Origin of the sequence: Corynebacterium sanguinis (genome assembly GCF_007641235.1) — a bacterium.
GTDB lineage: Bacteria > Actinomycetota > Actinomycetes > Mycobacteriales > Mycobacteriaceae > Corynebacterium > Corynebacterium sanguinis.
In genome coordinates, this window is record NZ_CP038157.1 from 1957600 (window position 1) to 1978286 (window position 20687).

The window sequence follows — 20687 nt, forward strand, 5'->3', positions numbered from 1 at the left end:
TTCGGCACCGCGTAGTATCTCACCCATGACTACCGGTAACAAGCTCGCCCAGATCGGCGTCGTGGGGATGGCCGTCATGGGCTCCAACCTCGCGCGCAACTTCGCCTCCAAGGGCCACACTGTGGCCATCTTCAACCGCTCCCCGGAGAAGACCCGCGCGGTCATCGAGGCGCACGGCCACGAGGGCGACTTCATCGCCTCCGAAACCATCGAGGACTTCGTCGCCTCCCTTGAGCGCCCGCGCAAGGCCATCATCATGGTCCAGGCCGGCCCTGCGACGGACGCCGTGATTGAGCAGCTTGCCGACGCCATGGAAGACGGCGACATCATCATCGACGGCGGTAACGCCCTGTTCACCGACACGATCCGCCGCGAGCAGGAGATCGCCCAGCGCGGCCGCCACTTCGTCGGCGCCGGCATCTCCGGCGGCGAGGAGGGCGCGCTCAACGGGCCGTCGATCATGCCCGGCGGGCCGAAGGAATCCTGGGAGACCCTCGGGCCGCTGTTGGAGGACATCTCCGCGAAGGTCGACGGCGTGCCCTGCGTGACGCACATCGGCCCCGACGGGGCGGGCCACTTTGTCAAGATGGTGCACAACGGCATCGAGTACGCGGATATGCAGGTCATCGGCGAGGCCTACCACCTGCTGCGCTACGCCGCCGGGATCGAGCCCGCGGCGATGTCGGAGATCTTCGCCGAGTGGAACCAGGGCGACCTCAACTCCTATCTGATCGAGATCACCGCCGAGATCCTGCGCCAGGTCGACCGCCACACCGGAACCCCGTTTATCGACGTCATCGTCGACGCCGCGGGCCAGAAGGGCACCGGCCGCTGGACCGTCAAGGAAGCCCTTGACCTCGGCGTTCCGGTCACCGGCATCGGCGAGGCCGTCTTCGCCCGCGCCCTGTCGTCGGCACTCGCGCAGCGCGAGGCCGCACAGCGCATCGGCCTTCCCTCCGGGGAAACCACCACGCTGGAGGCCCTCGGCGTGGACAAGGAGCAGTTCATCGAGGACGTGCGCCGCGCCCTCTACGCCTCCAAGCTCGTCGCCTACGCGCAGGGCTTCGACGAGATCAACGCCGGTTCTCAGGCCTACAACTGGGACATCAAGCCCGGTGACCTCGCCCGCATCTGGCGCGGCGGCTGCATCATCCGCGCGAAGTTCCTCAACCGCATCACCGAGGCCTACGAGAAGGACCCGGAGCTGCCGTCTCTGCTACTGGATCCCTACTTCAAGGCTGAGCTCGAGGGCGGGCTGATTGACTCCTGGCGCCGCGTCGTGGTCGTCGCCACGCAGCTCGGCCTGCCGATCCCGGTCTTCGCCTCCTCGCTGTCCTACTACGACTCCCTGCGTTCCGAGCGCCTGCCGGCCGCTCTGATCCAGGGCCAGCGCGACTTCTTCGGCGCGCACACCTACCGCCGCGTGGACATGGAGGGTACGTTCCACACCGCTTGGTCGGGCGACCGCGAGGAGCTGAGCTACTAGCGGTTAGGGGGCTTGCCCCCGCAGCAGGTAGCATCGCAGCAATGACGTCTTTCGCCGACCTCGGCCTCCCCCGCCCCATAGTCAACGTTTTGGCCAAGCAGGGCATCACCGAGCCCTTCCCCATCCAGGAAGAGGCGATCCCGGACGCGATGGCCGGCCGCGATGTTCTCGGCCGCGGCCCGACGGGCTCGGGAAAGACCTTCACCTTCGGCCTGCCCATGCTGGCCCGGCTGGCGGGAGCCCCGTCGAAGCCTGGCCACCCGAGGGGTCTGATCCTCGCCCCAACCCGCGAGCTGGCCACCCAGATTCGCGAGCGTCTCGACGACCCCGCGGCCGCGCTCGGCCTTCGGCTTCTCGACGTCGTCGGCGGCGTCAACATTAACAACCACCTGCGCTCCCTCGCCGCGCCCGTCGACGTGCTCGTGGCCACCCCGGGTCGCGCAGAAGACCTGATCAACCAGCGCAAGCTGTTCTTCGACCACGTCGAGATCACCGCGCTGGATGAGGCGGACCAGATGGCGGACATGGGATTTTTGCCGCAGGTGCGCAAGCTCCTCGACCGCACGCCGAAGGGCGGCCAGCGGCTGCTGTTCTCAGCGACGCTGGATGGGGACGTCGAAAAGCTCATTGCGCGCTACATGACCAACCCAGTGACGCACTCGACCGCGCCGGTCCAGGCCGCCGTCGGCACGATGGAGCACTACCGGCTCTTGGTCGGCGACCGCGACGAGCGCGGAGATGTGGTGCTGCGCATCGGCGCGCGCGAGGGCAAGACCATCATGTTCATGCGCACCAAGCACGGCGTGGACCGGCAGGTAAAGAAGCTGCGCCGCGCCGGCATCAACGCCCAGGGCCTGCACGGTGACAAGGGCCAAGGCGCGCGCACCCGCGCCCTCGAGGGCTTCGGCGACGGCTCCGCGCCCGTGCTTGTCGCCACCGACATCGCCGCGCGCGGCATCGACGTTGACGACGTCTCCCTCGTTGTCCACGTCGACCCTCCCGCCGAGCACAAGGCCTACCTGCACCGCGCAGGACGGACGGCGCGCGCGGGGTCGTCCGGGACCGTCGTCACGCTCGTGCTTGATGAGCAGGAAAAGGAAGTCCAGCAGTTGATGAACAAGGCCGGGGTCAGTGCGACACCGGTGCGCGTCACAGCAGAGTCCGCCGAGTTGGCTAAAATTACAGGCGCACGCACACCCTCCGGCACCCCGCTGCCGCCGCCCGGGCAACCGCAGCAGACGAAGCGGGCCACCACGGCGCGCAACGGCAAACCATCGAACCCCGCAGGGCGCTCTTCACGGCGCCGCCCACGAAGGAGTAGCGGGCGCAGCTAACGCACCCCCGGGTGCACGGTCGGCGTCCTTTTCACAGACATGGACATACTCATATCCATCCTCTCCCTAGTCGGATTCATCGCGCTGACCGCATCGACGGGCCTGTTCGTGGCCATCGAGTTCGCCATGACCGGCCTCGAGCGCTCCACCGTCGACGCGCACGTCCGCGATAAGGGAGACCGCACCGCGCGGGCCGTAGCGAGGGACCACTCGAACCTCTCCTTCGTCCTCTCCGGCGCGCAGCTCGGTATCACCGTGACCACCCTGGCCGCGGGTTATCTGGCCGAGCCGGTGTTGGGCCAGTTCTTCACTCCCCTGCTTGAACTCGTCGGCCTGAACGCGAACGCGAGCCAGACGGTCGCGCTGATCCTGGCGCTGATCGTGGCGACATTTTTGTCTATGGTGTTCGGCGAGCTCGTGCCCAAGAACATGGCGATCACTGAGCCGCTCGCGACCGCGCGGTTCGTCGTTCCTCCCGTCAACGCGTTCAACACCGCTCTGAAGTGGTTCATCAAGGCGCTCAACCGCTCCGCCAACTGGTTCGTGCGCAAGCTGGGGATTGAGCCGGCGGACGAGCTGGCGTCGGCACGCTCGGGCCAAGAGCTCGGCGTGATGGTGCGCAACTCCGTGGAGGCGGGCAGCTTCGACGCCGAGACCGCCCGGGTGATCGACCGCTCCCTGCAGTTCGGCGAATCGACCGCCGAAGAGTTCATGACGCCGCGCTCCACGATCGAGTCCCTCGACGTGGAGGACACCGTCAACGACCTGATCGCGCTGTCGCGCTCCTCGGGCCACTCGCGCTTCCCCGTCCGCCGCGGCGACCTCGACGACACCGTCGGCGTGGTCCACATCAAGGATGCCTTCTCCGTGGACAAGGAGCTCCGCAGCAGCGTCAAGCTCGGCGAGCTGGCGCGCCCCGTGCATTTCATCCCGGGCACCCTCGACGGGGACTCGGTGCTCAACCGGGTGCGCTCGGCGGGCTCGCAGGTGGTGCTCATCGCCGACGAGTACGGCGGAACCCAGGGGCTCGTCTCCATCGAGGACGTCGTCGAAGAGCTCCTCGGCGAGGTCTACGACGAGTACGACGACCGCGAATCCGAGCGCGACTTCCAGCGCTTCGGCCTCTCCTGGGAGGTCTCCGGCCTCGTCCGCCTCGACGAGCTCAGCGAGCGCCTGAGTTACACCGCCCCGGATGGCCCCTACGAGACCCTTGGCGGGCTGATCATGTCCACCCTCGGCCGCGTCCCCGTCCTCGGCGATAAGGTCTTACTGCCAGAGACCGGCGGCGGGTTCCAGGAGGATTTCGAGTCGGGCAACGCGGGGCGCTGGACCGCCCACGTCACCGTGATGGATGAGCGGCGAGTGGATAGGGCGATTCTGACCCCCGTGCCCTCTGCCTCGAAGGAGGCCACCTCATGAGCATCTGGCTCGCCCTCTTCCTCATCGCCGTCCTGCTGGCGTTTAACGCCTTCTTCGTCGCCTCGGAGTTCGCGCTTGTCTCCTCGCGCCGCGACCGCCTCGAGTCTATGGCCGCGCAGGGCAAAAAGGAGGCGCAGCGGGTTATCCATTCAATTGAGCACCTTTCGATCTACCTCGCGGGCGCCCAGTTCGGCATCACGATCTGCTCTCTCATCTTGGGCAAGGTCGCCGAGCCCGCGATCGCGCACTACATCGAGGTGCCGTTCATGGCGCTCGGGGTGCCCGCGGATCTGCTGCACCCGATCGCGTTCGTCATCGCCCTGGCGATTATCTCCTGGCTGCACATCCTCTTCGGCGAGATGGTGCCGAAGAACATCGCGATCGCAGGCCCTGAGCAGCTCGCGCTGTGGCTCACGCCGGCGATGCAGATGTGGGTCACCATCACCGGCCCGATCATCCGCGCGCTGAACTGGGTTGCGCGCAAGACACTCAAGGCGTTCGGCATCGAGCAGCGCGACGAGCTCGAATCCACCGTCGACGAGCAGCAGCTAGCGAACATGATCATGGAGTCGCGCGAGGAGGGCCTGCTCGACGCGGAGGAAACCGCGCGTCTGGCCAAGGCGCTGCGCTCTGAATCGCGCAGCCTGAAGGAGGTGATGATCCCGCTGGAGAAGCTGACCACGATCCCGTACTCGACGCGCGGCATCGCCCTGTCCACCATCGAGCACGCCGTGCGCACGACCGGCTTCTCGCGCTTTCCGGTAGAGCGCTCCGGCGGCGCGCTGGTCGGCTACCTGCACGTCAAGGACATCCTGGACCTGATGGAATCCGACGAGGTCGATCCAGTGGTCCCGGTGTCGCGGATCCGCCGTCTCAGCATCGTCGACGGCAAAGGCTCGCTTGACGACGCCCTGACCTCCATGCACCGCCGCTCCGCGCACATGGCGCAGGTCCGCGTCAACGGCGAACTCATCGGCGTGCTCGCTCTCGAAGACATCATTGAGGAGTACGTCGGCACGGTGTCCGACTGGACACACGAGTCTTAAGATAGGTTTTAGTTAGCTTATACGCTGAAAGGGTGGTCACTTATGGCTCGGCACGCATCCGGGAAGAATAACTACGCGCTCTCGGGCGGGGTCATCGCGGCCCTCGTCGTCGCGGTGCTGCTCTTCGGCGTGGCGATCGCGTTCGTGTCAACCCGCGGCGACGGCGACACAGAGGCTAGCGGGCAAGCGCCCGCCTGCGTCGCGGGCGATCTCGCTCTCCCAGTCGCCGCGACCGATCAGGCCGTCGCATCCTCGCTTATCGACGCCTACTCCAACGTCAACCCCGTCGTCCGCGACTTTTGCGTCGAACCCACCCTCGTTGAGTCGATTGCCGACGCAGCCGTCTACATCGCCCCCAACACCCCGGTGGCGCACCAGGAGCTGGCCGCTCAGAACCGGACGGCTGCCACCTCGGAGCCCAGCCCCGTCTACGCGGAGAAGGTCGGCCTGGCCGGAGCGCAGGCGCCGGCCTCTGCAGCGGAGGTCGAGCTGGGCGCGGTCGCCTTCCCGGTCAACGACGAGCCCTCCGCCTCTGCCCTGGTCGCTGCCACGCTGGCCCCCAACGACCAGGACGCGGTCAACGCGTTGACCAACCAGCGCGTCGCCACGCTTGACGACGCCCAAGAAAACGCCCAGTACATCGCCACCGCGGAGAGCAGCGTTCCCGAGGGCTTGAACTTTAGCCCGCTGGATGCGGCGATCGTCTACACCGCGATCCCGCTGAACCAGGGCGACAACGTCACCGAGGAGCAATCCCGGGCTGGCCAGGACTTCGTTCGCGTCGCGGCCGAGAACTTCACCGAGCAGCCGGCTGAGCAGCCGACGATCTCGGACATCGTGTGGGCGGCGGCGACGCCGAGCGGCGGCGAGGAGATTACCCGCAACACCGAAACGGGTGCGACCATCGCCGACGGCGGGCCGACGAACACGCTGTTCGTGCTCGATACCTCCGAGGCCATGGCCCCCTACCTCGACGCGGCCGCGCAGGGCATCGCGGCGGCCGCCGAGTCCGTTGCTGGCGCCGGTCACCAGGTGGCGCTGTGGAACTACTCCTCGCCGCTGACCCCGGGTGTGACCCAGGGTTACCGCCGCAACGTGACGTTTACGCCCAACGCGGGTGAGGTTGTGCAGTCGGCGAACCGGTTCATGACTGGCGGCCAGCCGCAGACAAGGGAGGCCGTTACCGCAGCCGTGCGAGAGACCGCTGAAACGGGCCTGCCGAGCCGCGTCGTGGTGGTCACCACCGGTACGGCGGACGGCGGCGACGATGAGGCTTTTGCCCAGGCGGTAACTGACGCGGCGGGCGCTGGCGTGACCGTCTCAGTGGTCCACGTGGGCGAGGGCCAGCAGGACCAGGCGCTGCGGCGGGCGAGCACCTCGGCCGCGGATGCGCCGAGCCAAGGGCAGGTTGCCGACGCGGTCAAGGCCGCGTCGGGGATTGCGCCGTAGCCTAGGAGGTCTTGCGGCGACGGCGGGCGGCGAGCTCGTCGATGGAGTACACGCCGGCCTCGGCCACGTCCTCGGAGATGCGCTCCGAGGGGAAGGACGAGATGGTGCCGGTCAGCTCGCGCATGATCTGCGGGACGGCGATGCCGAAAACACCCTGTCCCCCGCCGAGAAGGTCGATGATCTCCTCGCTGCTGCGGCACTCGTAAACGGTGGTGCCGTCGGAGACGAGGGTGATCTCCGCGATGTCGTTGACGCCGCGGTCGCGCAGCTTGTCCACGGCGAGTCGGATGTTCTGCAAGGAGATCCCGGTGTCGAGGAGTCGCTTGACAATCTTGAGCACGAGGATGTCTTTGAAGGAGTACAAACGCTGGGAGCCGGAGCCCTTGGCGCCGCGGATCGACGGGCGCACGAGGTTGGTGCGGGCCCAGTAGTCGAGCTGGCGGTAGGTGATGCCCGCGACCTGGCAGGCAATGGGAACGCGGTAGCCCACCTCATCAGAGGGGCCCACGTCGAACAAGGTCTCCTGGATTGGGGCTGCGTTGGCAGTCCCCTGGGGCTGGGTTTCGAAGTTCTCGCTCACGTAATTACTCCCATGAAGTTTGGATGTGGGCCTAATGCTTATTAAATGCCAAGCTTAGGCTGGGGTCAAGCCCACAGAGCGCAACACGCCGAACTTTAAACCCAAACTTTAACTTTAGGGTTCTTCTGTCCCATCCCCCCCACCGAGGTCGTTCTCGTCCACGCCCAGGTTGCGCATGAGCTGCTCAAACTCGTCGTCGCCCTGCGGCTGGGGCGCGTCGTCGTCCAAGCGCTCGTCGTCAAGCTCAAGCTCGAAGTACTGCGCGGCGTCCTCTGGCGACAACCAGAGCGACGCGGCTGAGATTACGGACTCATCGACCTCGAGCGCAAGGTCCAGCTTAAGCGCAACCGCGAGCGCATCGCAGGGGCGCATCTCCGCCGATGTCCCATCGCCGAAGTTGAGGGCGCAGGCGAACACGCCCTCGTGGTAGCTAGCGATCTCTACCGATTCGGGCCCGACCGCCATTGCCTGGGCGAGCTCGACGAGAGCGTCCGTGGCGTGGGGGCGGTTCGGGTGCCAGCCAGCCGCGCGGGCGATCAGGCGCGCACCTTCAACGGGCGGCAGCCACACGGGCAGGCAGCGCGACGTCCCCTCGACGAGCAGAACGGCGCAGAGGTATTTCTCGGGACCAAGCGGGTAGATCCCCGCGAGCTGGGCTATCGCCAATTGTTAAGCTCGTTCTTCACCAAAGACGCGTGGAGCGAGACCACAAGTGCGGTGAGCTGCTGGCCGATCTCCTCGGCCTTCTGCTCCGCGCTGACCTGGCGCGACTTCGCCACCGGCTGGGTGACGCGGGCGATCAGATCCGCCTGGCGCGAGGCAGTCGTGCGCAGCGTTTTCAGGTGACGCTCGTCGAAACCGAACTCCGCGAGGGCCGCCGCGGTGGACGCGATGTGCACGTCATCCGCCGTGAAGTGGCCCGCCGCGTCAGGCGTGACCAGCCCCGCGGCGATGAGCTGGTCGACGACAGCGCCGTCCACCTTCGCCTGCTCGGCGACATCGACGTCCGTTAGCTTGGTTGCAGCCGGCGCGCGGAAGTTCTCCGGGGAAATCATCGGCGCGCTATCAGCCGGTGACACGATCGCGGTGACCTGGCCGGAGTCCATCGCCTCAAGCTGTTCGCGGATCACCTTCAGCGGCAGGTAGTTGTCGCGCTGGGTGACCAGGATGTAACGCAACCGGTCGACGTCGGCATCGGTAAACCGGCGGTAGCCGGACGCGGTTCGCTGCGGGGTGATCAGCCCCTCCGACTCGAGGAAGCGGATCTTCGACACCGTGACATCAGGGAACTCTTCACGCAGGCGTTCCAAAACAACGCCGATCGACATTGTCTTGGCGGGCTTAGCAGCTTTGGCGGGCTGCTGCGGAGAGGTTTTGCGAATCGCGCTCACGGTGCTCAAACTTCGTACTCAGGCTCGGTTGGTTGGAAGCTGGGGCCTACTTGTCTTCGGAGATGAAGACGAGGCGGAATTTACCAATCTGGATCTCATCGCCGGTGGCGAGGGTCTGGGAGTTACGGGGCTCGCGGTTGACGTAGGTGCCGTTGAGCGAGCCCACATCTACTACCTCGAAAGAGCCCTCGTTGCGGCGGAACTCTGCGTGACGACGCGACACGGTGACGTCGTCAAGGAAGATGTCCGCCTCCGGGTGGCGGCCAGCGGTGGTGGTGTCCTGGTCCAGCAGGAAGCGTGCGCCAGCGTTCGGGCCGCGCTTGACAACGAGGAGTGCAGCGCCCTCAGGAAGATTCTCAGCGCCAGTTGCCGCGTTCGACGGCGCCGCGCCAGATTCCATTTCCTTCAGCAGGTCTGCGCGGAAAACCGAAGTGGTCTCTACTTGGGTCTCCGGCGCACCAGTGTTCTCGCTCATTATCTCTCCTGACGCTGTTTGTGAATGTCTGCGGATTTCTAAACAACTGCTTGCCATAGTACCGGCATCGCGTCCGCGGCGGGGGCAATGGCACTCGCTGTAGCAACACGTGCAGTTTACAACCGCCGCGCTTCGCCGCCGAACTCAACGGTTAGCGAAACATGTTGGCAACTCCCGAAATGAAGGAGTTTCCGCTACCCGCGAGCGGGTTGTCGCTAACCATGTACGTCCAGGTAGCGCTGGGTCGCTTCCAGCCGGCGTCGGCAAGGTGCGCGCCGGCCTCGTCGATGACGACATCGGCGAAGGTCTGCTCCGCCTTGTCGACGGCCCGGTTAGCGAGATCCTTGAACTCGCGCACCGCGATCCTGTGATATTCGTCAATCGGCGTTTCCCGGGCGATAGCGCGCAGGTGGATCGACTCGCGCACGTCATCCATGAGGGCAAGGTGCTCGCTCCACTCATCGTCGAGGTGGAAAAGCATGATCTCGCGGGCCGCCTGGTTGAGCACCTCCTCAGGCAAGTGCTCGAGCTCCGCGGCGCGCTGCGGGTTGCGGCGCGCGAGCTCCTCCCAGGCGGTCGGCGTGTCCAGCAGGGCCGCGCGGCGGGTATCCAGAATGTCGCGGTGGTCGGCGAGCAGCTTGTTGTACTTCCAGGTCTGGGCGTGGATCTCCAGCAGCTGCCCCTCGGTGACGCGCCGGCAGTGCTCGACGAAGCTGTGGACCCGGGGGTCGTCGATACGCCCGTCCGCACCCGGTCGCGCGGTCACGGAGCTGTCCGCGCCACCCACGACCACGACGTCGTCTTCCAGGGACACAAAGAACAGGGTCAGGCCCGGGTCCCCCTGGCGCCCCGCCCGGCCGCGCAACTGGTTGTCCAGTCGCGCGGTGCGGTGGCGCGCCGTGCCGATTACGGCCAGCCCGCCGAGGTTCACCACCTCCTCCCGCGCCGTCTCGTCGGCACCGCCGAGACGGATGTCGGTACCGCGGCCCGCCATCTGCGTCGACACCGTGACCCGGCCAACGTCACCAGCCTCGGCGATGATGCGGGCTTCCTCGGCGTCGTTTTTGGCGTTGAGCACGCTCGCCGTGATGCCGCGCTGCTCAAGCGCCTCCGCGAGCGCCTCCGATTCCGCGACGTCGTGGGTGCCCACGAGCACGGGCTGGCCGGTGGCGTTCAGGTGGGCGATCTCATCGACAATTGCCCGGTTCTTCTCCTCGGCGGTGGCGTAGATCCTGTCCGCCTCGTCGAAGCGCCGCGTCGGCGTGGCGCGCTCGATCACGGACACCCCGAGCCCGTAGAACGTGCGCAGCTGGTCGGTCGCCTCCACGGCGGTGCCCGTCATGCCGCAGACGATTGGGTAGCGCCGCATCAGCGCCTGCAGGGTGATCGAGTCGAGGATCCGGCCGCCCTCGGAGACGCTCAAGCCTTCTTTGGCCTCTACCGCGGCCTGCAGCCCGTCGGGCCAGCGCTGGAGTTCGGCGACGCGCCCGCGGGAGGCGTCGACAAGCGAGACCTTGCCCTCGTCGACGATGTAGTGCACGTCGCGGATCAACAGGGCCTTGGCGTGCAGGGCGAGGTTGACGCGCACGAGGGTATCGCCGACGTGCTCGGCGTCGTAGAGCGAGGTGATACCCAGCGCGCGCTCGACGGAGCGCGCCCCGTCGTCGGTGAGCGAGACGTTGCGGCCCTCGGCGTCGATTGCGTAGTCGCGCCCCTCGACGAGGTGCGACACCGCTTCGGTGATCTGCCCGGTAGCCTGCTGCGCGCCCACGGTGCCGGCGAGCACGAGCGGCACCAGGGCTTCGTCGATAAGCACGCTGTCCGCCTCGTCGACGAGCGCGACGTCCGCTGGGGCTTGGACCGTCTGGCTGCGGTGGGTGATCTGATTGTCGCGCAGGTGGTCGAAACCAATCTCGGCGACGGGCGCGTAGACGACGTCGCAGCGGTACGCCGCAACGCGCTCATCGCGTGTCGACGCCTCCGTCACCGCCGCCACGCTCAGCCCGAAGAACTCGACCAGCGGGCGCATCCACTGCGCATCGCGCTGGGCGAGGTAGTTGTTCACCGTGATCAGGTGCACGCGCTTGCCGGTCAGGGCGAACCCCGTCGCGGCCATCGCCCCGACAAGCGTTTTGCCCTCGCCGGTATCCATCTGAATCACGTCGCCCTCAAGCAGGCGCAGCACGGCTTGGCTCTGCACGTGAAACGGGGTCATGCGCAAGGTGCGCGTCGCCGCCTCGGACAGGCCGGCGAGAAACAGCGGCTTGTCGACGATCCCCTGCTCAGAGACCGCCGAGCGCACGGCGGCCGCGACCTCGTCGTCGCTACGGGAGCTCAGATCGGCGGCCAGCGCGCCTGCGCGATCGACGATGCCCTTCGACTTCTTGTCGGCTCGCTCGTTGGTCGAGCCCATCGCCTTCCAGAACCAGTCGAATGTGCCCATCCGCTCTCACCTGACCTTTCCGTCACCTGTTGGTGGCTAAATTCCTCGCTCGACTCTACGTCACCGCAACCCGTCGGGGTCACTACCTGCCGATTAGTTCTTCCGCGCGCCTGTGCGATAACCTTAACCACGTTGTCGCGCTCGTCGCGGCGCATTGATTACAACGGGCTATGGCGCAGTTTGGTAGCGCACTACACTGGGGGTGTAGGGGTCGCAGGTTCAAATCCTGTTAGCCCGACCAATCGGGTCGCACTCATTGGGTGCGGCCCTTTTTTATACCCGCACCTTCAGCGCGCCGGGCTTGATGTCAATTTCCACGGTGCGCACCCGGCCCACGGGGTCGCCGTCGACCTCGAACACTTCGGGTGAGGCGAACTGCACCGTCACCCGCTCCCCCTTGGCGTAGGTCAGCGCGTTCGGCGGGCGCGGCACGTTCATTTGCTTATCGACGTTGCGCGGATCCCGGTTCCACAGCCTTACCAGCGTGTTCACGCCGATCCCCACGCCGATGCGGATCCAGCCCCACGGGCTGCGCGGGGCGATCGCCACGAGGTCGAGGGCGCCGTCGTCAGGCACGGCGTGCGGCAACAGGGGCACGTTGGTGTAGACGTCGCCGCAGTTGCCGATGATCAGCGTGTGCAGCCGCTTCTTGGCCACGCGCTGGCCGTCGAAGGTAAAGGTGGCCTTCACGCTATTGCCGCCCCCGAGAGACCGGAGCACCCCCGGTACGTAGGCGAGCTGGCCGATCCGCTTCTTTAGGTCCTCGTCGGTGTTTTCCACCATCTGCGCGTCGATGCCCACGCCCGCCATGACGACGAAGCGCATCACGTCGTTGGAGTTGTCATCCCAGTGCAGCCTAGCCTCGCAGATGTCGATGGTGTCGTCGGTGCCGTAGAAGGCGCGCTTGACGGAATCCTCCAGGTCGAGGGAGAGCGCTAGGTTGCGGGCGAGCAGATTTCCCGTGCCCGCGGGAATGATGCCGAGTGCGACTCCCGTCGACGCCAAGGCGGAGGCAACGAGGCGCACGGTGCCGTCTCCCCCGGCGGCGAGCACGACGGAGGCGCCCGCCTGCGCCGCGGCGGTGGCCTGCGCGTAGCCGGAGTCTTCCGGGGTCGTTTCCACCCACTCGATGCGCATGTTCTCCGGCGCGTGGGTGGTAACGAGGGAGCGCAGCGCGCGCTCATCCACCTTGGCGGGGTTGTACACGACGACGGCCTTGTCTCGGTGCTGGGAGTCCACGCTGACCAATATATGTTGTTAGCCATGAAGCCCAGCCGGAAAGATTCTCCCGCGTTTCGCGATGCAGCGCACAGATCCGCCGCTGCGCTCGCGTTTACGCAGGGTGCGGGGCTTTACGACGACATCCGGCCGACCTACCCGGCGAGCGTCGGCGAGCTCTTAGACTCCCCCGCCACCGTCGCCGACATCGGCTGCGGCACCGGCAAGCTCACCGAAACGCTGCTCAGCCCCGGCCGCCGCGTCCTCGCGTGCGACCCCTCCGACGACATGGTCCGGGTCTTTGCCACCCGCCTGCCGGAGGTGCCCGTGTGGCGCGCCACCGCCGAGGCCACAGCGCTTGCCGACGCCTCCGTCGACGCGCTGACCTGCGCCCAGACGTGGCACTGGGTCGACGTCCGCGCCGCGAGCAGCGAGGCCGACCGCGTGATCGCGCCCGGCGGAGAGCTGCTGTTGTGTTGGAACACCCTCGACGTGCGCCACCCGTGGGTGCTGCGCTTAAGCCGCATCATGCACTCCGGGGACGTGCAGCGCGACGGCTTCTACCCCGAGGTGAACCCGCCGTGGGCGCTGGCGCGCGAGCACCGCGAGACGTGGCTGATGCCGATGAGTACCGACGGGCTGTTCCAGCTCATGGCCACGCGCTCGTACTGGCTGCGCGCCAGCGAGGCCACCCGCGCGAAGATGCGGGCGAACCTGACCTGGTACCTCTACGAGCGCCTCGGGTTTGATCCCGGCCAGGTGCTGCCGCTGCCCTACCGCACGGACGCCTTCATCTACCGCCGGCAGCGCTAGCGCGGCTTCTGGCGGCGCTCCCGGATCCGCACCGCCACGCGGATCGGCGTGCCGTGGTAGCCGAAGCGCTCGCGGAATTTCCGCTCAAGGTAACGCCGGTAGCCGGCGTCGAGGAACCCGGTGGTAAACAGCACGATTGTCGGCGGTCGCGTGGACACCATCGTTGTAAACAGCACGCGCGGCAGGCGGTTGTTCTTCATCGGCGGCGGGTTCGCGGCGATCGTCTCGCGCAGCCAGTTGTTGAGCTGGCCGGTGGAGATGCGCTTGTCCCAGTTCTCCAACGCTTCGGTCATGGCCGCCTCAAGCCGGTGCAGGCCGCGCCCGGTGTCGGCGGAGATGTTGAGCTTGGTCACCCACGGCAGGTGACCCATCATCTCGTCGAACTCGCGGTCGAAGTAGTAGCGCCGGTCCTCGTCCATCAGGTCCCACTTGTTAAAGCAGATCACCATGGCTTTACCGGCCTCGAGCACCATGGAGATAACGCGCTGGTCTTGCTCCGAGATCTCCTGGGAGGCGTCGATCAGCACGACGCACACCTCCGCCGCCTCGATGGTGCCGCGGGTTCGCAGCGACGCGTAGTACTCGTGGCCCTGGGCGTTTTTCACCTTCTTGCGCAGCCCGGCGGTGTCGATGAACTTCCACAGCGCCCCGTCGAGCTGGATCAGCTCATCGACCGGGTCGACGGTGGTGCCGGCGACGTTGTCCACCACCGAACGGTTCGAGCGCGACAGTTTGTTAAGCAGGCTTGACTTGCCCACGTTGGGCCGCCCGACGATGGCCACGCGGCGCGGACCCTCCGTAATCGAGTCCGCCGCGCGGGGCTTGGCCGGAAACAGGCGCAGGATCTCGTCCAGGACGTCCGCACCGCCGCGGCCGTGCAGTGCCGAGACCGGCCACGGGTCGCCCAGGCCGAGGGAGTAGAACTCCGCGACGTCGCCCCACTGCGACTCGGATTCGAACTTGTTGGCCACCAGGATCACCGGCACGTCCGAGCGCTGCAGGTTGCGCGCCATCACCGCGTCGGTCTCCGTGATGCCCGTGTGGGAGTCAACGACCATGACGATCACGTCGGAGGTCTCCATCGCGGCCTCCGACTGGTGCGCGATCGCGGCGTGAAGGCCGCGCGCGTCGGGATCCCAGCCGCCGGTGTCCTGGACCCAGAAGCGGCGCCCGTTCCAATCGCTGATGTAGCTCACCCGGTCGCGGGTCACCCCCGGGTGGTCCTCGACAACAGCTTCGCGACGCCCAATGAACCGGTTGACCAGCGTGGACTTACCCACGTTCGGACGCCCGACGATAGAGACGGTCGGCAGGGCCTCCTCCACCATCTCGGGGCCGCTGACACCGAACTCCTCCTCGAGCGCGGCCCATTCCTCGTCGCTGAGTTCGGAATCGTCGAACTCGGGCTCGCCGAAGTCGGCCTCACCGAATTCCGATTCGTCGAAGCTAGTCTCGTCGAACTCGATCTCAAACTCGTCGTGCTCGCTCACAGTGCGCTCCTTTCCACCAGGGCGATCAGGGCTGCGAGCACGTCGTCGCGGTCCATCTCGGAGGTGTCGATAATGGTCGCGTCCTCGGCTGGGACGAGCGGGCTGGTGGCGCGCGTGGAGTCGAGCTCGTCGCGGCGCTGCACGTCCGCGAGAACGGTCTCGAAGTCCGCCTCGCGCCCGGCCGCGATGTCCTGGTCGTAGCGGCGCTTGGCCCGGACCTCCGCTGAGGCCGTCATGAACGCCTTGACGGGGGCGTCGACCAGCACGACGGTGCCGATGTCGCGGCCTTCGACGATCGCGCGGTGCGCGTCGGCCGCCAGCTTGCGCTGCAGCGCGACGAGGTTCTCGCGCACCTGCGGGATGGCGGAGACCGCGGAGACGTTGCGGGTCACCTCGGGGCCACGGATAATGCCCGAGACGTCCTCGCCGCCGAGCAGAACCTCGGTGGAGTCGGGGTCGTCCGACACGGACAGGGGCAGCTCGCGGGTGGCGTCGATTACCGCCTCGGCGTCCGCGGGATCGACGCCTGCGCGCAGCACCGCGAGGGTGGCCACGCGGTACATCGCGCCGGTGTCGATGTACTTCGCGTCAAGTTCTTTCGCGAGGCGGCGGCATGTCGTGGACTTGCCCGTCCCGGAGGGGCCGTCGACGGCGACGATCAGCCCGCCGCTGGGCATGTTGGAAAGCGCCATTACATCTCCACCGCCTTGTACAAAGAGGTCAGCTCCGCCGCGTTGAGCGCGCGCAGCGAGCCGGGTTTCATGTCGCCGAGCTGAACCGTGTGCACCTTGGTGCGCACGAGGCGCTGCACCGGGTGACCGGCTGCCTTGAGCATGCGGCGCACGATGTGCTTGCGGCCCTCGTGCAGCTCGACGCGGATGATCGACTGGCCGTTGTGGGTGTCGACGATTTGGACGTAGTCGGCCTTCGCGGGGCCGTCGTCAAGCTCGATGCCCTCGCGCAGCGTCTTCACCAGGGTCGGCTTCGCCTCGCCGAGCACGGTGGCCATGTAGGTTTTCGCGATCTCGTAGCGCGGGTGCATGAGCCGGTTGGCGAGCTCGCCGTCGTTAGTCAAGATCAGCAGCCCCTCGGTGTCGGCGTCGAGGCGTCCGACGTGGAACAGGCGCTGGCCCGAGGCCGTTCGCTCCGAGAGGTAGCTGCCCACCGAGGTGCGGTCCATCTCGTCCTTCATCGTGGACTGCACGCCGCGGGGCTTATTGAAGACGAAGTACTCAAGTTCTTCGTTGACGTTGATGCGGGTGCCGTCGACGCGGATGACGTCGCGCGCGGGGTCGACGCGTATCCCCTGAGTGGTCACGCGGGTGCCATTGACCTCGACGCGGCCCTGGGCGATCATGATCTCAGCGTGGCGACGCGAGGCGACGCCCGCTTGGGCGAGCACCTTCTGTAGGCGCACACCCTCGGTGGCTGGTTTCTTTTCCGACGGGTCATCCCACCAGTTGTCCTCGAGCGGGTGGGGGGTGACGTTCTGTTTCTTCGCCGGCTTCGCATAGGAGATATAGAACGGGTCGTTCTTCTCTCTATCCGGTGTGCCGTCTCGGCGAGCGGGGGGAGTCATATGTGATCCTTTTGCAAGACTGTATGCGGTTATGAACTCTCACGACCCTACCAGGCATCTTCGATGGAGTCGATTTCCGGAAGCAGCGGGGCAAGCTCCGGCAACCGCTCGAGCGAGTCAATCCCCAGCAACTCGAGGAACAACTCGGTGGTGACGTAACGGCGCGCCCCCGTCGCCTCCTCGGGGTCGACCTCGGCGATCAGCCCGCGCAGGGTCAGCGTGCGCATCACGCCGTCGACGTTGACGCCACGCACGCCGGAGACCTGCGAACGGGTCACCGGCTGGCGGTACGCGACCACCGCCAGCGTCTCCAGCGCCGCGCGAGACAGCGTCGACTGGGTGCCGTCGAGAAGAAAAGCCTCGACCGCGGCGGCGTTGTCGGGCCGGGTGTACAGCCGCCACCCCTCGGCAGTCTCGCGCAGGTCGATCCCGCTACCCCGCGCGTCGAGTTCCTCGGCCCACAGCCGCAGTTGCTTCTCGACGTCCCCCTCACCCGCATCCACAGCCCGCGCCAACGCCCCGACGGGCGCCGGGGAGTCCAGAACCAGCATCACCGACTCCAGCCGCGAGCGCAGCTGCGAGACCATGGGGAGAGCGTCCATGCGCGCTGATTCTACGTCCAGTTGCTCGCCGCTACGACGGCCGGGTCGACGTCGCGGCCGGTCCAGGACACATCCAACGCGCCGAGCGCCTCTTCCTGGCGGGCGTCGACGGCGCGGGCCTTGAACAGCTCCAACAGCGCGAGGAACCGGCCGACGACCTCGATAGAGCGGGTACAGTCCCGTGTCAACGCGCCGAAGGTGACCCAGTTCTGCGCGCCGGCCAGCTTGAGCGCGGTGAGGATGTGGCCCGCCTGCTCGGGCACGGACACTGCCTGGGAGTGGACGTGGTCGGTGCGCACCTGTTCGGGCGGGCGGGGCCGGAAGACGCTTGCCGCCAGCACCGCGACGCTCGCGGGCGTGTGCCCGAGCGACACCGGCGGGAGCAGGTCGGCGAACTGCTCCTCCATCGACACCGCGCGCGGGTAGCGCCGTGCCGCCGTTTTCTGCCACTGACTGAATTGCTCTGCGACGCGCTGGTAGGCGCGGTACTGCAAAAGCCGGGCGAACAGCAGGTCGCGGGATTCAAGGAGTTCGAGCGTTTCGGCGTCGCTGGTCTCGCCGCGGGGCAAAAGGCGCGCTGCTTTGAGGTCAAGCAGGGTCGCGGCGATGAGGAGGAACTCGGTGACCTCGTCAAGCCCTGCGTGTTGACCCAGCGCGCGGGTATACGCGATGAACTCGTCAGTGACCTCGGCAAGCGCGACCTCGGTGACGTCGAGCTTCTTCGAGCTAATCAGGTTGAGCAACAGATCGAACGGGCCCTCGAAGTTGTTCAGCACCAGGGTAAACCCGGTGATCTCGGGCTGTTCTGCCACGGCTAGTTGTCCGTGCGCTCGAGCACCTCGAGCGCGAGGTTGCGGTACTGCTCGGCGCCCTGCGAGCGCGGGGCCCACGTGATAATCGGCTCGCCGGCGACGGAGGTCTCCGGAAAGCGCACGGTGCGGGTGATCACGGTGTCGAAGACCGTGTCGCCGAAGACCTCAAGCACCCGGTCCATCACCTCGCGCGCGTGGGAGGTGCGGCGGTCAAACATGGTGACCAGGATGCCCACGATCTCGAGGTCGAAGTTGATGCGGTCGCGCACCTTTTCCACCGTGTCCGTCAGCAGTGCGAGCCCGCGCAGGGAGAAGTACTCGCACTCCATGGGGATGATCACCCCGTGCGAGGCGGCGAGCGCGTTGACCGTGAGCAGGCCCAGCGACGGGCCGCAGTCCAGCAGAATGATGTCGTACTCCCCGCGCACCGGGCGAAGCGCCCGGGCCAGGGTGTGTTCCCGGCCTACCTCGTTAACCAACTGGATCTCGGCGGCGGACAGGTCGATGTTAGCCGGCACGAGGTCGAGCCCGGCGACGTTGGAGTGCTTGATCGCGGCGTGGATGCTCGCCGTGTTGTCGAACAGCAGGTCGTAAACGGTGATCTGCTCCTCGTCATGCGGCACGCCCAACCCGGCCGAAAGCGCGCCCTGGGGGTCCAAGTCAACGAGCAGGACTTTACGGCCCTGCTCCGCCAGGCACGCCCCGAGGTTGATGGTGGACGTGGTCTTGCCCACCCCGCCCTTCTGGTTGACCATGGAGATCACCTTCGCCGGGCCGTGGCGGTCGAGCTGCTTAGGCTGGGCAAACTCGCGCAAGGGCCGGCCGGTGAGGCCGACTTTCTCCTCACCAGCTTGATCTGGCTCGAACAACGACTCGCTGGTCATCGCCATTCCTTCCCCTTGTGCGCGCATGTTGGATCTTGCTCGACGTCAAGCTTACAACACTGTCATTTCGGCTGTACGCATCTTTCACGCGCGGGGATGAGCCATGCGCCACACCTCGCGTAGGTTGTCCGCGGTGACGTGTGTGTAAATCTGTGTCGTGGTCACGGAGGCGTGGCCGAGCAGCTCCTGGACGGTGCGCACGTCGGCTCCTCCCTCGAGCAGATGCGTGGCAAAGGAGTGGCGCAGGGTGTGCGGGGAGATGTCCTTGGCCAGCCCCGCCCGCTCGGCCGCGTCTTTGATAATCCCCCACGCGCTTTGCCTAGATAGCGCTGTTCCGCGCCGGTTGAGAAACAGTGCGTGCGTCGCCCCCGTCGCCAGCGCCGGCCGCCCCCGCACCAGGTAGGCATCCACCGCCTCGCGCGCGTGCGAGCCCAGCGGAACCAACCGCTGCTTGTCGCCCTTGCCGGTGACCGTGAGCACGTCCGCGCCGGAGGCCATGTCGTCAACAACTAAGCCCAGGACCTCGGAGACGCGTGCCCCGGTGGCGTAGAGCACCTCCACCAGCGCTTTGTCGCGCAGCTCGAAGGGGGTGCGCGTGGGGCAGGCGTCGAGAAGCCGCGCGACCTCGTCGATGCTCAGCGTGTCGGGCAGCTTCTCCCCCGCCCGCGGCGGCGCGACGGCAGACGCGACGTCGGCGTGGATGAGCCCCTCGGCGGCGGCGAACTTGTGCAGCCCCCGCGCCACCACGAGCGCCCTGCTCGCCGAAGACGCCGACAGCGGCTTCGCGTCCCCGACACCGCGGCGCAGGTCAGCGACGTATGCCTCGATGTGGTTGGTGGTGACGTCGTCAAGCTGGCGGATGCCCGCTGCCTCGAGCCAGGCGAGGTAGCGCTCGACGTCGCGGCGGTAGTTGCTCAGGGTGTTGGCGGACACCCCGCGCTCCACCGCGAGGTGGTTTAACCACATCGTGGCCACCTGGCGCAGGTTCATGCAGGCGGCCCCTACGACGGCTTCTTCAAGTCGCTGCCATTCGCCTTGCGACGCTCGGCCATCGAGGTCGGTCGCAGGTCGAAGGGCTCGGCGGTGCTGCGTGGCGACGCCACCCCGTCCGCAACTGCCGCTGCCGCCAACACCCCGGCGACCGCAATGGCGTTGGTGATCTCGCCGGCGAAAACCCGCGACCGGGCCTCATCGAGCGCTACCCACTCGAGCGTCATGTCGGCCTCCTCATCCTCGGCGTCCGGGCGATCCACCACGGTCAGATCGCGCGCACAGAAAACGCGCACCGCCTCCTCCGCGAACCCCGGCGAGGTCACGAGGTCCACCAGCACGCTCCAGTCGGATGCCTCAAGCCCGGCCTCTTCGTAGAGCTCGCGCTTCGCGCAGTCGAGCTCGGACTCCCCCGCCACATCCAAAATCCCCGCGGGCAACTCCTGCAGGCGACGCTTCACCGAGTGGCGGTACTGCGTCACCAGGGCAATGCGGTTGCCCTCATCGAGCGCGACGACCGCCACGGCGCCGAGGTGCTCGACGATCTCGCGCTTCGCATCGCCTCCGCCCGGCATGGTCACGGTGTCGCGGCGCAGGGCGAGGATGGGGGCGTCGACAAGCAGCTCGGAATGGGTCACGGTGAAGTTGTGCGGCATGTCTGTCAACTGTAGTTGCC

20 protein-coding genes and 1 tRNA gene are annotated in these 20687 nt (G+C 67.0%); 7 read left to right on the forward strand and 14 right to left on the reverse strand.

The features are described from left to right. Window positions 1-25: 25 nt before the first annotated feature. From gndA to E3227_RS09505, 5 genes are read left to right on the forward strand one after another with little or no spacing between them, the layout of a single operon-like run. On the forward strand, window positions 26-1486 hold the full coding sequence (gene gndA / locus E3227_RS09485; RefSeq protein WP_136648501.1) for an NADP-dependent phosphogluconate dehydrogenase: 1461 nt from the start codon (window positions 26-28) through the stop codon (window positions 1484-1486). Between the two features lie 41 nt (window positions 1487-1527). Beyond that, window positions 1528-2820, forward strand: a complete 1293-nt coding sequence (locus tag E3227_RS09490; RefSeq protein ID WP_144318293.1) for a DEAD/DEAH box helicase — start codon at window positions 1528-1530, stop codon at window positions 2818-2820. Window positions 2821-2859: 39 nt separating this feature from the next. Next, entirely contained in the window at window positions 2860-4239 is a 1380-nt protein-coding gene (locus tag E3227_RS09495) for a hemolysin family protein (RefSeq protein WP_136648504.1), read from the forward strand. Beyond that, window positions 4236-5285 carry a hemolysin family protein gene (locus E3227_RS09500; RefSeq protein ID WP_144318294.1) on the forward strand — a complete coding sequence of 350 codons (1050 nt, stop codon included), beginning with the start codon at window positions 4236-4238 and terminating at the stop codon, window positions 5283-5285. Before E3227_RS09495 ends, E3227_RS09500 begins: the two co-directional genes overlap by 4 nt. 42 nt (window positions 5286-5327) lie before the next feature. Further along, window positions 5328-6734 carry a VWA domain-containing protein gene (locus E3227_RS09505; protein ID WP_144318295.1) on the forward strand — a complete coding sequence of 469 codons (1407 nt, stop codon included), beginning with the start codon at window positions 5328-5330 and terminating at the stop codon, window positions 6732-6734. 1 nt (window position 6735) lies between these two features. On the opposite strand, the gene E3227_RS09510 is transcribed toward E3227_RS09505, so the two are convergent. The 5 genes from E3227_RS09510 to secA2 all read right to left on the reverse strand — a co-directional run bounded on the left by E3227_RS09510 (window position 6736) and on the right by secA2 (window position 11623). Next, window positions 6736-7314 carry a MerR family transcriptional regulator gene (locus E3227_RS09510; protein ID WP_136648509.1) on the reverse strand — a complete coding sequence of 193 codons (579 nt, stop codon included), beginning with the start codon at window positions 7312-7314 and terminating at the stop codon, window positions 6736-6738. A 114-nt stretch (window positions 7315-7428) separates the two neighbouring features. After that, window positions 7429-7980: a bifunctional nuclease domain-containing protein gene (locus E3227_RS09515; RefSeq protein ID WP_144318296.1), complete on the reverse strand. Its 552-nt coding sequence runs from the start codon at window positions 7978-7980 to the stop codon at window positions 7429-7431. Then, the gene (gene ftsR / locus E3227_RS09520) at window positions 7971-8705 is read right to left on the reverse strand and encodes a transcriptional regulator FtsR (protein WP_170228663.1); all 735 of its coding nucleotides are present in this window, start codon (window positions 8703-8705) and stop codon (window positions 7971-7973) included. Before ftsR ends, E3227_RS09515 begins: the two co-directional genes overlap by 10 nt. A gap of 46 nt (window positions 8706-8751) precedes the next feature. Continuing rightward, complete coding sequence (gene odhI, locus E3227_RS09525) at window positions 8752-9180, reverse strand: oxoglutarate dehydrogenase inhibitor Odhl (RefSeq protein ID WP_136648515.1); 429 nt, start codon at window positions 9178-9180, stop codon at window positions 8752-8754. A 151-nt stretch (window positions 9181-9331) separates the two neighbouring features. Continuing rightward, the gene (secA2, locus tag E3227_RS09530) at window positions 9332-11623 is read right to left on the reverse strand and encodes an accessory Sec system translocase SecA2 (RefSeq protein WP_144318297.1); all 2292 of its coding nucleotides are present in this window, start codon (window positions 11621-11623) and stop codon (window positions 9332-9334) included. Between the two features lie 164 nt (window positions 11624-11787). Between secA2 and E3227_RS09535 the strand changes: the two genes are divergently transcribed. Then, a tRNA-Pro gene (locus tag E3227_RS09535) sits at window positions 11788-11864 on the forward strand. Between the two features lie 32 nt (window positions 11865-11896). Here E3227_RS09535 and E3227_RS09540 read toward each other — a convergent pair. Further along, window positions 11897-12862 (reverse strand): diacylglycerol/lipid kinase family protein, encoded by a 966-nt coding sequence (locus tag E3227_RS09540; RefSeq protein WP_170228664.1) that lies wholly within the window; start codon window positions 12860-12862, stop codon window positions 11897-11899. A gap of 24 nt (window positions 12863-12886) precedes the next feature. On the opposite strand from E3227_RS09540, the gene E3227_RS09545 reads away from it, so the two are divergent. Next, window positions 12887-13654, forward strand: a complete 768-nt coding sequence (locus E3227_RS09545) for a class I SAM-dependent methyltransferase (protein ID WP_246062674.1) — start codon at window positions 12887-12889, stop codon at window positions 13652-13654. On the opposite strand, the gene der is transcribed toward E3227_RS09545, so the two are convergent. From der to E3227_RS09585, 8 genes are all read right to left on the reverse strand, one after another. Beyond that, window positions 13651-15144 (reverse strand): ribosome biogenesis GTPase Der, encoded by a 1494-nt coding sequence (der, locus tag E3227_RS09550; protein ID WP_136648523.1) that lies wholly within the window; start codon window positions 15142-15144, stop codon window positions 13651-13653. The two genes, E3227_RS09545 and der, sit on opposite strands and share 4 nt — an antisense overlap. Then, window positions 15141-15836 (reverse strand): (d)CMP kinase, encoded by a 696-nt coding sequence (cmk, locus tag E3227_RS09555; RefSeq protein ID WP_136648526.1) that lies wholly within the window; start codon window positions 15834-15836, stop codon window positions 15141-15143. The genes der and cmk overlap by 4 nt, the downstream gene beginning before the upstream one ends. Then, window positions 15836-16723: a pseudouridine synthase gene (locus E3227_RS09560; protein ID WP_144318300.1), complete on the reverse strand. Its 888-nt coding sequence runs from the start codon at window positions 16721-16723 to the stop codon at window positions 15836-15838. The genes cmk and E3227_RS09560 overlap by 1 nt, the downstream gene beginning before the upstream one ends. A 47-nt stretch (window positions 16724-16770) precedes the next feature. After that, the gene (gene scpB / locus E3227_RS09565) at window positions 16771-17325 is read right to left on the reverse strand and encodes an SMC-Scp complex subunit ScpB (protein ID WP_144318301.1); all 555 of its coding nucleotides are present in this window, start codon (window positions 17323-17325) and stop codon (window positions 16771-16773) included. Between the two features lie 11 nt (window positions 17326-17336). Next, window positions 17337-18137 (reverse strand): segregation and condensation protein A, encoded by an 801-nt coding sequence (locus E3227_RS09570; protein WP_144318302.1) that lies wholly within the window; start codon window positions 18135-18137, stop codon window positions 17337-17339. A gap of 2 nt (window positions 18138-18139) precedes the next feature. Beyond that, window positions 18140-19021 (reverse strand): ParA family protein, encoded by an 882-nt coding sequence (locus E3227_RS09575; protein ID WP_136648555.1) that lies wholly within the window; start codon window positions 19019-19021, stop codon window positions 18140-18142. Between the two features lie 84 nt (window positions 19022-19105). Beyond that, the gene (xerD, locus tag E3227_RS09580; protein WP_144318303.1) at window positions 19106-20011 is read right to left on the reverse strand and encodes a site-specific tyrosine recombinase XerD; all 906 of its coding nucleotides are present in this window, start codon (window positions 20009-20011) and stop codon (window positions 19106-19108) included. Between the two features lie 11 nt (window positions 20012-20022). Then, on the reverse strand, window positions 20023-20667 hold the full coding sequence (locus tag E3227_RS09585) for an NUDIX domain-containing protein (RefSeq protein ID WP_144318304.1): 645 nt from the start codon (window positions 20665-20667) through the stop codon (window positions 20023-20025). Between the last annotated feature and the right edge of the window lie 20 nt (window positions 20668-20687).

Bases quoted from the DNA above. Each gene is read 5' to 3' on its own strand.
- gndA (WP_136648501.1), top strand. From the start codon at position 26: ATGACTACCGGTAACAAGCTCGCCCAGATCGGCGTCGTGGGGATGGCC.
- E3227_RS09490 (WP_144318293.1), top strand. From the start codon at position 1,528: ATGACGTCTTTCGCCGACCTCGGCCTCCCCCGCCCCATAGTCAACGTT.
- E3227_RS09495 (WP_136648504.1), top strand. From the start codon at position 2,860: ATGGACATACTCATATCCATCCTCTCCCTAGTCGGATTCATCGCGCTG.
- E3227_RS09500 (WP_144318294.1), top strand. From the start codon at position 4,236: ATGAGCATCTGGCTCGCCCTCTTCCTCATCGCCGTCCTGCTGGCGTTT.
- E3227_RS09505 (WP_144318295.1), top strand. From the start codon at position 5,328: ATGGCTCGGCACGCATCCGGGAAGAATAACTACGCGCTCTCGGGCGGG.
- odhI (WP_136648515.1), bottom strand. From the start codon at position 9,180: ATGAGCGAGAACACTGGTGCGCCGGAGACCCAAGTAGAGACCACTTCG.
- secA2 (WP_144318297.1), bottom strand. From the start codon at position 11,623: ATGGGCACATTCGACTGGTTCTGGAAGGCGATGGGCTCGACCAACGAG.
- E3227_RS09545 (WP_246062674.1), top strand. From the start codon at position 12,887: ATGAAGCCCAGCCGGAAAGATTCTCCCGCGTTTCGCGATGCAGCGCAC.
- cmk (WP_136648526.1), bottom strand. From the start codon at position 15,836: ATGGCGCTTTCCAACATGCCCAGCGGCGGGCTGATCGTCGCCGTCGAC.
- E3227_RS09560 (WP_144318300.1), bottom strand. From the start codon at position 16,723: ATGACTCCCCCCGCTCGCCGAGACGGCACACCGGATAGAGAGAAGAAC.
- scpB (WP_144318301.1), bottom strand. From the start codon at position 17,325: ATGGACGCTCTCCCCATGGTCTCGCAGCTGCGCTCGCGGCTGGAGTCG.
- E3227_RS09575 (WP_136648555.1), bottom strand. From the start codon at position 19,021: ATGACCAGCGAGTCGTTGTTCGAGCCAGATCAAGCTGGTGAGGAGAAA.
- xerD (WP_144318303.1), bottom strand. From the start codon at position 20,011: ATGAACCTGCGCCAGGTGGCCACGATGTGGTTAAACCACCTCGCGGTG.
- E3227_RS09585 (WP_144318304.1), bottom strand. From the start codon at position 20,667: ATGCCGCACAACTTCACCGTGACCCATTCCGAGCTGCTTGTCGACGCC.